The following is a 15,472-nucleotide window of genomic DNA, read 5'->3' on the forward strand; positions in this document are numbered from 1 at the left end:
TTACAGGGTCAGGCGACAACGGAGAGCGACACTAGATGGCTCGTCGGCAGCGTCAGAGGTGTATAAGAGACGGAATGAAACGTCCGTCAGGTCCTCGATGAAGGGGAGCGCAACGGAGTGGAGGGCCGGATCCAGCTCTTCCGAATGCGAGGTGGTGGGCTGAATCTCTTTGGCATGAGCGTTGCCCGATGCGGTGGCTGCGATCGAGACCGAAAGCAGCCCGACCGTCGCAATACCTGCACCCTTTCCTACCTCCAGGGCTCCCCGCCTCTTGCGGCCCTGTGATCGATTGTCCCCATGGGGCATACAACTCTCCCTTTTCTGTATATCCGTGCGAATATGAGTCATGCTATGGCGCAATTCTTCATCTTGTAAAGAGTGTCGCCATTATCGGCCGCATCAATTGTTTTCGTGACGGAGAGTTCTTTGGTCGACGGACCGGCTAGCCGCGTCGCCCGGGAAATACGGCGGCGACTCAAGAATAACGACGTCGCCGGCGCGCGGGCCCGCATCGAATATTTTCGCGGGCAATGGGGTGATGTTCCCGCGATGCTGCTGGCGGAGGGGCAGTGCGACTATCACGAGGGGAACTTCGCGGCGGCGATGTTCGCAGCTCGCAAATATGCGGACTGGGTTCCCGGTTCGGCGGTTGCCCAACTGCTGTTGGCCGCTGCAGCCAAGGGCTTGGGCGACAAGGAGTCGGCTTGCCGCCACAGTGCCGCCTATGTAGCCGCCGCTACCACGCCGCCGCCGCCGAACTCCGACATCGTCGTGGCTGATCTGTCAGCAGGCTTTGCAATCAATCGTGCGGGTGAAGCTACCCTCGAGAGTGGCGCCAACAACCTCGTCGGCGTGCTGGAGGGCGAGGGCTGGCGCCCCCATCTCGCCTGGAGCCATCTGCTGCACCATGCGGATTGGGGCGCGTCATTGGGCAACGCCGCGCTGGTGATCTCAGGAATTACCGACAGCGACCTGGGCGAATCTCAACTCGTGGAACTCGAGCAGGCCGCTATGTCGGTTTCCGTGAAGGTCATCAACGGTCCATCCGCCGTACGCGCCTCGCGCCGCGACCGGGTAGCCGCCACGCGAGTCGCGGGCGTCATAGTTCCTCCAGTCGTCCGGCAGCGTGGCCGGTTCCTCCGCACGGCGGCATTGCAACCGTGGGAGCCGCAGATCATCCGGCTTGCCGGTTCGCACAACGGACATGACACGTGGGTCATCGACTCGGAGGCAAGTTGGGAACGCTTCCTTCACGCGCTCGACGGCGACGCGTTCTACTACATCTCTCCCTATGTCGAGACCGTGCAACGCGACGGCCTGCGCCGCAAGGCGCGGATCTACTCGATCTTCGGCAAAGTAATGGCAGAGCATCTGGTTCTCGACCACGCCCATATTGTACACACCGGCACCGCGCGACGCGCAATGCTTGCAAGCCAAGAACAAGTGGACGAGGAGCTGGAATTTATCGATCGCTGGGTCGAAGAATTCCCTCAGATCGTGCCGCTGATGAACGCTTTACAGGCGCAAACCGGCCTCGATATCTTCATGGCGGACATCGGCTTGCTTGAGACTGGCGAGATTGCGTTGTACGAGGCAAACTGCAGCATGCGCGTCATACTGAAGTCAGAGTTGACTGACGAAGGATGTCACCTCGCTGACGCCACCGCACGCATTCGACAGGCGATCGTCGAAGGGCTGGCTGCACGGCGGACCCCTCGTAATGTATAAGGGCTGGAGCTTTGCCGCTCGTTTCTCGGTTCATCGCGTCGCTCCCGATTCAGTTGTGCTGGCGTCTGACGCACGAAAGTTCCTATTGCGGGGAACTGACTATTTCGAGTTGGCGCCGGCGCTGGCGGATCAGGTCCTACGGAGCGAGCCGCCGCTCGGACTAGCGGGTACAACGGCCGACGAAGTGATTGAACGCTTGCAGGGGCTTGGCTTTGTCGAGCGCCATCCGGAAGTTTCTTCGCCCGACGGAGCCGGCACGGCGTTTTGGTCTTCATTCGGGGTGCCGCCCGAGATGGTGCAGGCCAGGCTGGCAGATTTCAGGGTTGCGCTGGTTGATATCTCTGCCGCGTCGGCTGCTCCGTTCGCGGCCGCACTCGACCGCCTGGGCATAACGGTTGTGCCGCAGGTCAAGGACGCCTCGATGGTCGTGGTGCTGTGCGACAACTACCTCGATTCCCGCCTCAGTCAGATCAATGAGACAAGGCTGAATGACCGCCGCACATGGTTGCCGCTGAAGCTCACCGGGGCAGCTGCCTTGGTCGGTCCAGTGATTAGGCCGAGAGCCGGCGCATGCTGGTGCTGCATCGAGCATCGCATGTCGGGTAACCAGGAGGTAATGAGTTTCCTCACCGGCAGCGCCGGTGCCGAGCTGCTCCGCGACGACACAGGGCGTGCCGGCCCGGCGATGGTGGCGGTAGAGTTCGCCGCCCTTGAGCTCGTCAAATTCGTGGTCAACTCGACCGGCAGCCAGCTCGGCGACCACTTGCTGAGCTTCGACCTCCTGGGGCCGGCAATCGCAGCGCATTTCGCGACGCGGCGTCCGACATGTCCGGCCTGTGGCGACCTGCAGCATCGAAGCCCGCTTCGCGCGCCGACAATCCCCGACCTGACAGAAACGGAAAAGCCCTACGTCACCAGCGGTGGCATGCGCGTAAGGTCACCCGCCGACACGGTCGCAAGGCTGTCACGGCAGATCAGCCCTTATACCGGAGTAGTGTCCAGCGTCGAGCCGCAGCCAAGGCCAAACGGTACGTTCTGCTTTGTCGCCAGACATCGCTTCAGCCGAAACGCCGGCAGCCTGTCGTCCCTACGCCACGGCTTGCTCTCCAAGAGCTCAGGCAAGGGCAGTACCCGCGATCAGGCAATGGCCAGCGCCCTATGCGAGGCGGTCGAGCGCTATTCAGGGATCGTCGTCGGCGACGAGATCCGGCAAACACGTGCCTTTTCGGACTTCGCGGCCGGCGACGCGATCGACCCGAGGCTCCTGATGCAGTACTCAGAGCGACAATACGCCCATCGCGCACGTTCGGGGGGATCGTCTCGGACCTTCGTGCCGCAGCCCTTCGCCGCCAACTTCCCAATCGAGTGGACGCCGATCTGGTCACTGACACGGCAGCGTTTCGTCTTCGCGCCGACGGCGCTGATGTACTTTTTCAGCGACGGTCCGGGTCATGTCCAGCTTTTCCCTTCGTCGAACGGCATGGCGTCTGGCAACACATTGGCCGAGGCGGTCTCGCAAGGGTTCCTGGAACTGGTGGAGCGCGACGCTTTCGCTATCTGGTGGTTCAACTCCATTCCCCGACGGGGACTTCAGCTAGGCAATTCTGGCGACCCATACCTCAAGGTCGCTGTCGAGGCGTTCGAGGCTTCCGGCCGCAGCCTCGAGTTGCTGGATGTGACGTCCGACCTGGGCATTCCAACGGTTGTTGCCGTGTCGGCAAGAGCGGAGGGCGACCAGATCATCTTCGGGTCTGGGAGCCATTTCGACCCCCAGATTGCCGTGACGCGCGCAGTGACCGAGGCTATCCAGCACTTGCAGATCACCTCCGAGGAGCCATCGCCGCTACGGCGCCAGTGGTTGGCTCAAAGGCTCGCCGATCATCCCTACCTTATGGCGGATCCGGGTCAAGCTCCGCTCGACATCAGAGATTTGCGACATGGAAAAAGCGACGACGAGACGGAGTTGCAAGCCGCGTTGCGCATCACTGGGCAAGCAGGACTGGAACTTTTGATGCTCGACCTGACTCGTCCCGACATCGGGCTGCCAGTGGTGCGCGTCGTCGTGCCCGGGTTGCGTCATTTCTGGCCTCGCTTCGCCGAGGGGCGGCTCTATGACGTCCCCATTGCGGCGGGATGGCTGCCTGCCCCCCGGGCCGAGGTCGACCTCAACCCGTTTTTTCCGGAGCAGTGATGACGCCGGAGCTCAGGGCTTTCGGGGAAGTCGACCGCCGCATTCAATTGTTCTGGAGGCCCGGGGTGCGGGCCAACCTGGTCGATGGCCGCGTCGTTGTAGAGTTCGCCAACGTTCGGATCAGGTTTCCCGACCAGGTTACGCCTTTCGAAACGCTCTTTCGCCAACTGGAAACCGGCCTGCCGCGGTCTGAATTGGTGTCCACTGTCCAAAGCGGGGACAGCCAGGTGAGCATTGAACTGCTTGCCGCGATTGATGGACTGAGCCGGCGTGGCCTGCTGGAGCATGCGGTGCTGACTTCAGGCGGCGCGGAACTGCTGCGCTTCCTCCCGCAGATGCCGAGCTTTGCGCTTGGCCAAAGATGGCTCTCCCCCGATGCCCGGCTCACCCTGTCGTCCTTCGCTCTGGTAAGGCGCGTGGGTGGAGGGCTGCTGCTCGAGTCTCCATTATCTGATGCCGCCGTCAGACTTACCGCGGCGGCACTCCCACTTTTGGGGGTGCTCGACGGCCGGCCAGCACGGGAGGTAGCAGCCGCTGTTGGCGACGACCTCGCCGCCTGCCTGCCATTGCTGCTTGACGCCCAGTTGCTGGTGTCGGGAGCCTCTGAGCAAGGCGGACTAACGGGACACGAAGGCGTTTCGCTGGGGACGTGGGATTTCCATGACCTGCTGTTTCACGCGCGTAGTCGGGGCGGTCGGCACGCCTACGCATCCGGTGCCGTATACGGCAGGGAGGCGGTAGCGACCGAGCCGGTAGCGCACAAGACGCTGCCCGCCGGCGAGCGGTTCGCCATGCCGCCACCATCTGCGCTCCCGCCGGTCAAGCTTGGGCAGGTGCTGCGCGACCGCCATTCGATCCGAGAGCACGACGACGCAGATCCGATCACTCTGACCGAGGTCGCCACCGTGTTGCATCACGCTATACAACCTTCGGCGAGAAGCTCCCGCCCTTATCCCTCGGGCGGCGGACTCTATGAGCAGGAGATATACCTCTGTGTCCGCGCCTGTGCCGGGTTGCCACGCGGCTTCTACTACTACGACAGTCGAGGCATGAACCTGGTCCGCCTTCCAGCCTCGGACGACGACATGAACGGGATAATGGGTTCTGCCCGAGCGTCACTTGACGCAAAGGCGCCACCGCAGGTGGTGGTCAGCATCGCCGCTCGCTTCGCATTGGTCGGCTGGCGATATCGTTCGATCGCCTACGCCACTATGCTGCGGAACGCCGGTGCACTTTACCAGACCTTCTACCTGGTCGCCCAGGCCCTCGGCCTTGCCGCCTGCGGTATCGGCAATGGCGACATCGATCGGTTCCAGCGAATTACGGGTCAGAGTTTTCTCGAGGAGGGGACGGTGGGTGAGTTCGCTCTGGGGCGCCGGCCTTGAACCTTTTGAGGGTGCTGGCCTGCTTGTTGGTGCTCGGTCATCACGCGGCGCAGTATCTATCGCTGCCTGCTCCCGGCTCGTTCCAAGGCGCGATCGTGCAGTTCTTTTCGGCCGGCTCCTTCGGTGTTGCGATCTTTATCATGCTATCTGGCTACCTGCTCTCGCGACCTTGGTGGGACGGGCTCGAACTCGATAGCCGGACCCTCGGCCGCTACGCATTAAGGCGAGCCGCAAGGATCATTCCCGCCTACTATCTCGCGCTGCTCGGTACGGTTCTGATATCGGTCGTGTTTTTCGAGATTCCTGTTACCGAAACCACCCTCTGGCGATTGCTTGCCGGCATGGCCTTCATCTCTTTCATAACGCCCGAAACGTTCTTCCCAGTTCCCGTAAATGCGCCGTTGTGGACTATCTCGATGGAGGTCTTCTGCTACGCTGCTCTACCCGCCGTGGTCAGCGTCGGGCGTTGGACCGGCAAGCCGTTAGCCGCTACGATCGGGCTGCTGTGCTTCACACTAGCGGTACAGTGTGTCGTGACGATCGCCGGAACGCCTGCGCCGGCCGGCCGCGCCTACTCACTCGTCGACGTCGCCAGGCAGTGGATGCCGAACTACAATCCCGCCGCGTTCCTGGCGATTTTTCTCTGCGGGGTTTTGACGGCAGGTGTGGAGCGGTACATTCCGCGTGTGCTCTCACCTCAGGCCGATGTGGTCGCCCTTTGCAGCCTGGGGGCAATCGGCGCGGTCGTTGGACTGAGTGCTGGAATCGCTCCCCACGGCTACGGGCTTTTCAACGTGCCGTACGCGTTCCCGTTGATCGAGCTTGCAATAGCGGGTGCGCTGCTTTCGCTTCCGAGAGGAACGTGGTTCACACTACTCGACGGATCCCAAGTCGTGAGGCTACTCGCCCGCTGGTCGTTCGGTATTTACCTCTGGCAGATGCTCTGTTTTGAAATTATGCGGACCGCGTTCGGGCTACCGTTTCCGCCCGATGGCCAGAATCCCCTGGTCGAGGGGTTGAGCATGGTCACATCGATAGCAGTTATCCTCCTTGTAGCGGCTGGTTCCTGGCATTTCGTAGAGCGCCCGGTAATTTCAAGCGTCCGGATGCGGCGCTCTGAGGTGTAGCTACCCGGGGCGAGTGTTTGAGTGACTGCAATGGGCCAGAAGCGGACCAACTGCTCCACTGCCACCGCCGGGCAGTTGCCGGACGAGCTCTGCTCCGACCACGCAACCGGAGCGTTTTTCGATGAGGCGACATCGACCTTCTGGCAATACTTCAATCAGTACGTCACCTGGCGCAGATCGGACTATGCTTCATGGATTTCGAGGACTATGTGACGAGACTCTTCGTCACCAGCGGCGGCGCCTAGCAAGCGTAACGCTCAGCGCTGCGATCGCAGAGCGCGCGACGGGTGCAGCACTGTCGCGCAGCATGGCAAGCAGGCCCGGGCCACTACTTCTTTATGACGCAGAAGCTGCTGCCATCCGGGTCGGCCAGCACGACGTGGTCGGCTCCATTCGGACATCGGAGGCATAAAGGTCGAGATGGTGGCGCTGATGGTCGGCCGCATCGGAGGAGTCGACGGTGATCGCCCAGTCCTCGGATGGTTGGCGCAGCGGCACATAGTCGAGCGCCTTCTGGTTGGGAGGATCTCGTTGCCGTGGCGCGCGACCCCGTTGCGAACTGTAGTCGCATTGGGTTTGGCCGGCGCGCTGTTATGGCCGAAGGCGAACCCGCCGACATCGACCATTCGAGCCTGAGATGCCACACATGGGCGACGGCTCTCCCTTCCACCTGCCAAGCGCCCCGATAGCGCAGTCAACGCACCGCAAGCGGGAGAGGTTCGCCGACTGCACGTTCCGTGAAGGCCAGCCCTCACCCTTCGGGCTTTTCAACCTCTCCCACGCGTTGTCGCAGCTCGTACTCGGCTTCATAGGCCGCGGTGTGGCGGCGCTGCAGGCGGAGGCGGAACGCTGCGCCGACAAGGAAGGCGCCGAGACCGCCCAGAACCAGCGGTACCGGTTGGGCCAGCATGTCGACCTGGTAGAAGCCGCCATAAAGGGCAAGCGCCAGCGCCAAGAGCGAAACCGCGATCAGGCCATAGGTCAGGGTGGAACCGTCGGGCTTGGGCGCGTAGCGCGTCGCCGCGGCTCGGGCATTGGCCTTGCGCAGTTTATCCGGCACGGACGCTCCTCCTCAGCTAGACGGCCTGGGGTCGATCAGGGCTGCTTGTAGCGCAGCACGCGCGCCATCTCGGCGGCGGTGTCCCGCAGCCCGTTCGCCTGATCGAGGATTTCGCGCGCCTGCTTCAGCGTCAGGCCGAAAGAGTTGGCGAGAAATCCCGCGGTGTATTGCTGCTGCGGTTTCGGATCGTTCTGGTCGTCGGTCACGGGTGACCTCCTTGGTTGGTTCGGGGCGCCGAAGGGCGCGGGCGTCAGTCTCCCAGCCCCGGCGGCAGGGTGCCGGTGCGATACAGCAGCTGCGGCTCGTCGTAGGTGTCGGTTTCCTGATCGATATTGGCCGAATAGGCCCAGACGCCGGCGCGGGTCGGGCCCATCCGTTCGGCGGCCGCAATGGCGGCCTCGGGGCTTCTGGCCGGCTGGGGCAGATCGGGATCGAGCTTGCGCCCCTTGGCCCTGAAACCCTGGACGAAATACATCGTGGTCATGGCGAAACCTCCTCGAGTAACGCTGCAGTGCAGGCGGTTATGGCGGTGCGACCGCGCGCGGCGCGAACGCACCGGCTGCCTCGTCGCGAGAGGCGACAAAGCGACAACGTTGCAAACGAGGGGGGACCAGATGGCCGGCGAGCCGGATGATCAGAGCCGACGATGGCTGTAACGTTGCTCCTATATGGCCGCCGACACCGGTAAAAACAAGGCGATGCGGTGAAAATAAAGAATGCGAGATCACCAGGTAATTTTCGAACTAATCCCCGAGGGTACAAGTATTTTATGACATATGCGTGTCCGGCGGAATAGGTTGGACATGGCGTCGACAAGCGTGCATGAATGAGGAGCTTTCCGCTGCCCAAGCTGATTTATCGACGGATGTCCCATGATTTCATGCGACGTCGGGCAGACTAAGGATTTTCAAGTGCTTCTGGAGATTTATGCCACGGGAAACCGGGGCGGAGCACGGGCGTCCGGTCCATCGCTGATCGTCGCAGCCGGTCATGTCGCGGCGCTGCCGCGCCACCCGACAGGCAAATCCTGGCGCTACCTCGCCACCATTTCGGACAGCGACGCGCTGATCGCCTCTCGTCGCGAGACCGTCGAGGCAGCGCTGCTGAGCCATGGTTACTTTGCCAGCCGCTGGGCGCTTGGCGTCCACGCATCGCGAGCCTTGTCGCCGCGGCCGGCAGGGCAGGGCGGCAATGGCCTCGCCAGCCTCTGGCAACGCGCCGAGCTGGCATTCCGGCTGCCCGCCTGAAACCTCACCTCACCCCTCCGATCCACATCACCACGCACTCCGGTGCAGAAGGAGCCCGCTATGGCAAAAGGCCAGAAACACGGCAATCGCGAAGCCAAAAAGCCCAAGCAGCTGAAGCTGGTCCCCAAGGCGACGGCGGGAGGCGGGCTGCTCGAGCGGGCGGCGCCCGGCGGAACCCGGAAGACCACCTAGGCGGCTTTGTTTCGAAGCCTCGACACGACGACCCAGTTCAGCTCAGGAGACGACCATGACCATGGAACTTGCATCCGTCAGGGTGGTCCGCAAACCCTGGGGCAAGACCGATCTGCGCCCGTGGAGCGAATTCGGCCACGACGGCGCCGCGATCGGCGAACTGTGGTTCCAGCGCGCTGACAAACAGGCGCCCGAACCCAGGCTGCTGCTCAAGCTGCTGTTCACCGATGAGCCGCTGTCGGTGCAGGTGCACCCGGACAACACCTTTGCCCGCTCGATTGGCCTGCCGCATGGCAAGACCGAGGCCTGGTACGTGCTGGCGGCCGACAAGGACGCAAGAGTGGCGCTGGGTCTGAAGCGCGAACTGACGCGACCGCAGCTCCGCGCCGCCATCGAGGACGGCTCGATCGTCGACCTTATCCATTGGCAGGATGTCACGGTCGGGGAGGGGCTGCTGGTGCCGGCGGGCACCATCCACGCCATTGGCGGCGGGCTGGTGCTGGCCGAGATCCAGCAGCGCAGCGACGCGACGTTCCGGATGTTCGACTACGGGCGCCAGCGCGAGCTGCATCTCGATGGCGCCGTGGGGTCGGCGGTTGCCGGTCCGGCGATCGCGCAGTCGGCTCCGGTGCGGCTGTCGGAGGCCCGCAACGTCGTGGCGCAAAGCGCCTATTTCGTCCTCGAAACCATCGAGCTGATGCCCAACTCGCATTGGGAGATCGATGCGAGCAGCGAAGCTTGGGTGCTGATCCTCGAAGGCGAGGCGGCCTTCGACCTGGCGCAGGTGGCGGCGGGCGAAGCGATGTTCCTCGAGGGGCACCGAGCGACCGTGCGCACCGCAGAACGCGGCGCCAAGGGGCTGATCGCCTATGCGGCCAACGCGCCGCTGCCGAACCTGCTGGTCGGCCGCAACGGCATCCCGATCGAGGTGATGGCCGAGCGCTTTCCCGAGCTGGGGCTGGGGCGGCAGAGGCGGCAGGCAGCGCCGTGGGGGATCCGCTCATGAGGCCGGTTCACCGCGTCGCCTTCATCGGCAATTCACTGCCGCGCCGCTGCGGCATCGCCACCTTCACCACCGACCTGCAGCGGGCGCTGGCGGGCCGAACCCCTGACATCGAGACCACGATCATCGCCATGACCGATGCCGGGCTCCATTACGATTACCCGCCGGAAGTCGGTTTCGAGGTGCGCCAGGAGGAGTTCGCCGACTATGCCGCGGCGGCCGATTTCATCAACGCGGGCGGCTTCGACACCGTCTCGCTGCAGCACGAGTTCGGCATTTTCGGCGGCGAAGCCGGGGGCTATATCGTCACCCTGCTCGAGCGGCTGACGGTGCCGGTGGTGACGACGCTGCACACCGTATTGGCCGAGCCGAACCCGGCGCAGCGCCGGGTGCTCGAGCGGATTCTCGCGCTCTCTGCCCGGGTCGTGGTGATGGCCGACAAGGGGCGCGAGCTGCTGCTCAGCACCTATGGCGCGGCAGAAGCGCAGATCGAGGTGATCCCGCACGGCATTCCGGACGTGGCCTTCGTCGAGCCGGATGCGGCCAAGGCGCGGCTTGGCTGTGCCGGCAAAACGGTGATCCTGACGTTTGGCCTGCTCTCCCCCAATAAGGGGATTGAGGTGATGATCGACGCCATGCCGGCAGTGCTCGCCGCGCGGCCCGACGCCGTCTATGTGGTGCTCGGCGCCACCCACCCGACTTTGGTGCGCGAGCAGGGCGAGGCCTATCGCGAGAGCCTCGTCGCCCGGGCCGGCAAGCTCGGCATTGCCGAGCACGTGGTGTTCCTCGACCAGTTCGTCGACCGGCCGGCTTTGCTCGACCATATCTCGATGTGCGACGTCTACGTCACGCCCTATCTCAACGAGGCGCAGATGACCTCGGGCACCCTGGCCTACAGTTTCGGGCTCGGCCGGGCGGTGGTATCGACGCCCTACTGGCACGCGCTCGAGCTGCTCGCCAAGGGTCGCGGCTGCCTCGTGCCGTTCGGAGATGCCGGCGCCATCGGGGCCGAAATCAGCGCGCTGCTGAACGACGAGCCAAGACGGCAGGCGATGCGGCGGCGGGCTTATGCGACCAGCCGCTCGATGACCTGGGAGCGGGTGGCCGATCGCTATGCGGCGAGCTTTGAGGCGATCCGCGCGCCGCAGCCGCAGGGCCAATCGGTGCGCCTGCACCTTGTCGGACCGGCAGATGACCGGCCTCGCCTGCCATCGCTGTCCCTCGGGCATCTGAGGGTGATGACCGACGATACCGGGCTTTACCAGCACGCCATCCACGCGGTGCCGGACCGGGCGCATGGCTATTGCGTCGACGACAATGCCCGCGGCCTGTTGCTGGCGAGCGCGCTCAACCTCAACCAGTCCGCCCGGCTGCCGGAGACGATGACGGCGACCTACGCCTCGTTCGTGCAATATGCCTTCAACCGCGACACCGGGCGCTTCCGCAACTTCATGTCGTTCGATCGGCGCTGGCTCGAAGCGCAGGGCTCGGAAGATAGCCATGGCCGGACGCTGTGGGCGCTCGGCATGGCGGCGCGGGACGATGTCAGCGCCTCGCGCCGCAGTTGGGCAGCGGAGCTCTTCGCCGCCGCGCTACCGGTGGTTGAGGGGTTCGCCTCGCCGCGCGCCTGGGCTTTCACCTTGCTGGGCTTAACCGGCTACTGCCAGGTGCGCCCGGACGATGATTTCGCCACGCAGCTGCGGCTGCGCCTCGCCTCCCGGCTGGTCGAATTGCTGCGCCAGGTGGAAACGCCAGGCTGGGTGTGGTTCGAGGAGGGGCTCTCCTACGACAACGCGCGGCTTTGCGAGGCGCTGATCCTCAGCGGGCGGGCCACCGGGCTCACCGGCTATGTCGAGGCGGGGCTGCGCACGCTCGCCTGGCTGATGCAGCAGCAGACCAGCCCCTCGGGCCTGTTCAGGCCGGTCGGCACCGCTGGGTTTACCGATGTGCGGCTGCCGCCAAAGCCCTTCGACCAGCAGCCGGTGGAAGCGGCGGCAACCATCGCGGCGTGCTTTGCGGCCTGGTCGCTCACCGGCAGCGCGCTCTGGCAGACGGGAGCATCGCGTGCCTTTGGCTGGTTCCTCGGCCGGAACGATCTGGGGCTGCCGCTGATCGACGCCGAGACCGGCGCCTGTCGCGATGGCCTCCACCCCGATCGCGTCAACGAGAACCGCGGCGGCGAGTCGGTGGTCTCCTATCTGCTCAGCCTGTCCGACATGCAGCGCTTCGAGCGTGCCGGCACCACGCAACCCCACACGCTGGCGCTGACGGGCGCCAGCCGAGACATGCACAGGTTTTCCCATCAGCAGTTCCGAGGCCGCCTTGCCGCCAGCGACATTTCTAAACCGTCAGGCACTCTACCTGCGCCCTGATCCGGCCCGGGTGATCGTCCGGCCCTTCAAGCCGGCCACAGAGCCCAAGGACCTGAAGCCGACCGACAAGACGCGGGCCAACCACATCGTTGACCGCGTCCTGGGGCTCGATGCCGAAACCACCGAGCGGCAGCTGGCGGCGGTGCTCGAGAATTTCTCGGGGCGGCACCGGAACCTCCTCGCCACCTTCGAGGCGCGGGCCGACGAGATGGAGGAGGCGCTGGTGACGCACCTGCCGTTTAGCGTGGCGCAGCGGCGCCTCGTCGGCTCCTACTTCGTGCACGAATATTCCTTCGAGGCCTCGGCTTTGTTCAATCCGAGCATCGTGGTGCATCCGGATCAGTCGCTGGCGCCGCCGGGCGGCCTGCGGTTCGTCCTGAGCCTCCGCGCCGTGGGCGAAGGGCACGTCTCGTCGCTGACCTTCCGGGCCGGCAGCATCGCCAGGGATGGCAGCGTCAGCATAGATCCGACCACCAGGCTCGCCGCCATGCCGCGCGCTACGGGGCTCGTGCCCTGGCCGGGCGATGGGCCGGTCGATCTGGCGTTCAAGGCGGACGAGGATATCAGCGAGCGGGTGATCTTTCCGGTCACCGGCTGGCAATCGAACGGCATCGAGGACGCGCGTTTCGTGCGCTTTACGGATGGCGACAGCCACACCTATTACGCCACCTATACCGCCTATGACGGCCGGGCCATCCGCTCCGAATTGCTGCAGACCGACGATTTCGTCACCTTCCGCATGCGCCCGTTAGGCGGCAGCGCCGCGCGCAACAAGGGCATGGCGCTGTTCCCGCGCAAGCTCGATGGCCGCTACGCCATGATCGGGCGGCAGGATAACGAGAACCTCTACCTGATCTATTCCGACGATCTTCACACCTGGGACGGCGGGCAGCCGATCCTCAGGCCCGAATGGCCCTGGGAGTTCGTGCAGATCGGCAATTGCGGCTCGCCGATCGAGCTCGACGAGGGCTGGCTGCTGTTCACCCACGGCGTTGGTCCGGTCCGCCGCTACGCGATCGGCGCGGCGCTGCTCGATAAGCGCGACCCGTCAAAAGTCATCGCCCGGTCGCGCGAACCGCTGGTGCACCCGGACCCCTCGCAGCGCGAGGGCTATGTGCCCAACGTGGTCTACACCTGCGGCGCCATCCGCCACGGGCCGAGGATCATCCTGCCCTACGCGGTGTCGGATACGTTCTCCAACTTCGCTACCATCGGCATCGAGGCGCTGCTGGGGGCGATGGAGCCGCAATGAGCTCGACCGAACGGATCACCTTCCGATTTCCGTTCATGCTGGCTGGGCTCGATCGCCCGCATCATCCGGGCACCTTCGATCTCATCACCGAGCGCGAGGCGCTGGATGTGTCGTGGCCGGCCTTCCGGCTGAGCATGACGATCCTCCTCACCGAAGCCGGAGGTGTCGAGGCGGTGCCGATAACGCGCGATGAGCTCGACGCGGCGCTCAGGCGCGACAGCGAGCAGCGATAGTACACGTATTGTATGCATTCGCCCGGACGGGGCCATTGACCCGTGCTAGTCTCGTCCACTTGCGCGCATCCCGTGCGCTCGTCTGACATAGATCGGACACTTCAAATGCAGATCCCGACTTGGTTGAAACCCGGCCTGATGGGCGCGGGTGCAGGCGCCATCGCCCTTGCCATTGTGGGCTTCAGCTGGGGAGGCTGGGTCACCGGCGGTACGGCCCAGGATATGGCGAAGAAAGCCTCCACCGCCGCCGTCGCATCTGCCCTCATGCCCTATTGCGTCGATCGCGCCGGCGCCGTCGACGCGGCAGTGACGATGACCGAACTCAAGGGCGCCACCACCTATGCGCGCAAGGGCATCGTCGAGAAGGCCGGCTGGGCCACCCCGCTCGGCGCCGACAAGCCCAACACCGACCTGGCGCAAGCCTGTCAGCTGAAACTCGCCGAAGCGTTCTGACCTTCGCAGCCCTGCCGGACCTGGTGTCCGGCGGGGTGATAGGTCGCGCCAGCGGTCGATCTGGTGCTCTGTAGTTATCCCAACGTGCAGCGGTTTTGCGAAAGAGGGGGTTCTTGGAGGCCCCGCAAGCGCGAGAGCAAGGGTGCGCCGACTGCACGCGTCGTTACCCCCGCTTGGGCAGCGCGCTCGACACCCTGACGATCAGCTTGCCCGGAAAGGTCACCGTCCGGGCCTGTTTCCCCGCTGTGCCGCCGATGCGCTCAAGCAGCAGCTGCATGGCGGCTTTCGACATGTCCTCGGCCGGCTGGTCGAAGACGGTGAGGAAGGGCGAGATCACTGCCAGGTGCTGAACGTCGTCGAAACAGGCGAGCGCCATGTCGTCGGGGACGGTGATGTTGGCCTGGCGGAGCGCCTGCATGACGCCGACGGCGGTCATGTTGTTGACCGCGAAGATCGCCGAGGGGCGCTCGGCGGCGGCGAGCACCTGCTGGGCGGCGCGGTAGCCGCCCATCTGGTCGGTGGTGGTGTGGAACACCAGGTCCTCGTCGAACGGCAGGCCGGCGTCTTCGATCGCCTTGCGGTAGCCGGCAAGCCGCTGCCGGCCGGTCGAGACCTCGTCGGCATCGGTGACGAAGGCGATGCGGCGATGGCCGACCGCAATCAGGTGCGCCACCAGTTGGCGCGCCCCATCGATGTTGTCGAGGGTGACGCTGTCGCAGTCGAGCCCGGCGATCAGCCGGTCGAGCAGCACGATGGGGAAGTTGCCGGCAACATAGCGGCCGAGATTCTGCCTGGAGCTGTCGCCGACCGGGGCGATCAGCAGGCCCTCGACGCGGTGCGAGATCAGGTCGGTGACGTATTCGCGCTCGAGCCGCAGGTCGCTTTCGGAATTGCAGAGCAGCAGCTTGAAGCCGGCACGGCGGGCGGTGGTCTCGGCGCCGCGGACGATGGGGCCGAAAAACGGGTTGGAGACATCGGGGACGATCATGCCGATGAGCCCGGTCTTCTGCGAGATCAGGCTGCTCGCCACTTTGCTCGGCGCATAGTCGAGTTCGGCGATGGCGGCTTCGATGCGCTGCCGGGTTTCCGCCGACACGCCGGGTTGACCGTTGATGACGCGCGAGACCGTCATGGCCGAGACGCCGGCCAGGCGCGCCACATCTCGAACTGTTGCCGTCATGGTGTCCTGCGCCGTCCCCACTGCTTACCTATCCGAACCCCGACGGGCT

At 64.7% G+C, this 15,472-nt stretch carries 15 protein-coding genes; 11 read left to right on the forward strand and 4 right to left on the reverse strand.

Features of this window, described 5'->3' with window-relative positions; translation table 11 throughout:
• The first annotated feature begins 426 nt into the window (after positions 1 to 426).
• The 4 genes from VW23_RS05425 to VW23_RS05440 are packed head-to-tail and all read left to right on the forward strand — an operon-like array spanning position 427 to position 6,431.
• Positions 427 to 1,728: a hypothetical protein gene (locus VW23_RS05425; protein WP_069908572.1), complete on the forward strand. Its 1,302-nt coding sequence runs from the start codon at positions 427 to 429 to the stop codon at positions 1,726 to 1,728.
• On the forward strand, positions 1,721 to 3,919 hold the full coding sequence (locus VW23_RS05430; RefSeq protein WP_069908573.1) for a TOMM precursor leader peptide-binding protein: 2,199 nt from the start codon (positions 1,721 to 1,723) through the stop codon (positions 3,917 to 3,919). The genes VW23_RS05425 and VW23_RS05430 overlap by 8 nt, the downstream gene beginning before the upstream one ends.
• Positions 3,919 to 5,304 (forward strand): SagB family peptide dehydrogenase, encoded by a 1,386-nt coding sequence (locus VW23_RS05435; RefSeq protein WP_069908574.1) that lies wholly within the window; start codon positions 3,919 to 3,921, stop codon positions 5,302 to 5,304. The genes VW23_RS05430 and VW23_RS05435 overlap by 1 nt, the downstream gene beginning before the upstream one ends.
• Positions 5,301 to 6,431, forward strand: coding sequence for an acyltransferase family protein (locus VW23_RS05440; protein WP_069908575.1), 1,131 nt, complete (start codon positions 5,301 to 5,303; stop codon positions 6,429 to 6,431). Before VW23_RS05435 ends, VW23_RS05440 begins: the two co-directional genes overlap by 4 nt.
• 751 nt (positions 6,432 to 7,182) lie before the next feature.
• Here the strand turns inward: VW23_RS05440 and VW23_RS05450 are convergent.
• Genes VW23_RS05450 through VW23_RS05455 form a run of 3 tightly spaced genes read right to left on the reverse strand, consistent with a single transcriptional unit; the run spans position 7,183 to position 7,975 of the window.
• Complete coding sequence (locus VW23_RS05450) at positions 7,183 to 7,491, reverse strand: hypothetical protein (protein WP_069908577.1); 309 nt, start codon at positions 7,489 to 7,491, stop codon at positions 7,183 to 7,185.
• A gap of 35 nt (positions 7,492 to 7,526) precedes the next feature.
• Positions 7,527 to 7,697, reverse strand: coding sequence for a hypothetical protein (locus VW23_RS28865; RefSeq protein ID WP_176730332.1), 171 nt, complete (start codon positions 7,695 to 7,697; stop codon positions 7,527 to 7,529).
• A 44-nt stretch (positions 7,698 to 7,741) separates the two neighbouring features.
• Entirely contained in the window at positions 7,742 to 7,975 is a 234-nt protein-coding gene (locus VW23_RS05455) for a hypothetical protein (RefSeq protein ID WP_069908578.1), read from the reverse strand.
• 427 nt (positions 7,976 to 8,402) lie between these two features.
• On the opposite strand from VW23_RS05455, the gene VW23_RS05460 reads away from it, so the two are divergent.
• The 7 genes from VW23_RS05460 (at position 8,403) to VW23_RS05485 (ending at position 14,243) form a co-directional block, all read left to right on the forward strand.
• Positions 8,403 to 8,738, forward strand: a complete 336-nt coding sequence (locus VW23_RS05460; RefSeq protein ID WP_069908579.1) for a hypothetical protein — start codon at positions 8,403 to 8,405, stop codon at positions 8,736 to 8,738.
• Positions 8,739 to 8,798: 60 nt separating this feature from the next.
• A complete protein-coding gene (locus tag VW23_RS29635; RefSeq protein ID WP_280138968.1) occupies positions 8,799 to 8,930 on the forward strand; it encodes a hypothetical protein in 132 nt (43 codons plus the stop codon).
• 55 nt (positions 8,931 to 8,985) lie between these two features.
• Positions 8,986 to 9,936, forward strand: a complete 951-nt coding sequence (locus VW23_RS05465) for a class I mannose-6-phosphate isomerase (RefSeq protein WP_069908580.1) — start codon at positions 8,986 to 8,988, stop codon at positions 9,934 to 9,936.
• Complete coding sequence (locus VW23_RS05470; protein WP_069908581.1) at positions 9,933 to 12,305, forward strand: glycosyltransferase family 4 protein; 2,373 nt, start codon at positions 9,933 to 9,935, stop codon at positions 12,303 to 12,305. Before VW23_RS05465 ends, VW23_RS05470 begins: the two co-directional genes overlap by 4 nt.
• A complete protein-coding gene (locus tag VW23_RS05475) occupies positions 12,256 to 13,557 on the forward strand; it encodes a glycoside hydrolase family 130 protein (protein ID WP_069908608.1) in 1,302 nt (433 codons plus the stop codon). The genes VW23_RS05470 and VW23_RS05475 overlap by 50 nt, the downstream gene beginning before the upstream one ends.
• Positions 13,554 to 13,790: a hypothetical protein gene (locus VW23_RS05480; protein ID WP_069908582.1), complete on the forward strand. Its 237-nt coding sequence runs from the start codon at positions 13,554 to 13,556 to the stop codon at positions 13,788 to 13,790. Before VW23_RS05475 ends, VW23_RS05480 begins: the two co-directional genes overlap by 4 nt.
• A 105-nt stretch (positions 13,791 to 13,895) precedes the next feature.
• On the forward strand, positions 13,896 to 14,243 hold the full coding sequence (locus tag VW23_RS05485; RefSeq protein WP_069908583.1) for a hypothetical protein: 348 nt from the start codon (positions 13,896 to 13,898) through the stop codon (positions 14,241 to 14,243).
• Positions 14,244 to 14,406: 163 nt separating this feature from the next.
• On the opposite strand, the gene VW23_RS05490 is transcribed toward VW23_RS05485, so the two are convergent.
• Positions 14,407 to 15,423, reverse strand: a complete 1,017-nt coding sequence (locus VW23_RS05490; protein ID WP_069908584.1) for a LacI family DNA-binding transcriptional regulator — start codon at positions 15,421 to 15,423, stop codon at positions 14,407 to 14,409.
• Positions 15,424 to 15,472 lie beyond the last annotated feature (49 nt).

Origin of the sequence: Devosia insulae DS-56 (genome assembly GCF_000970465.2) — a bacterium.
Lineage (GTDB): Bacteria > Pseudomonadota > Alphaproteobacteria > Rhizobiales > Devosiaceae > Devosia_A > Devosia_A insulae.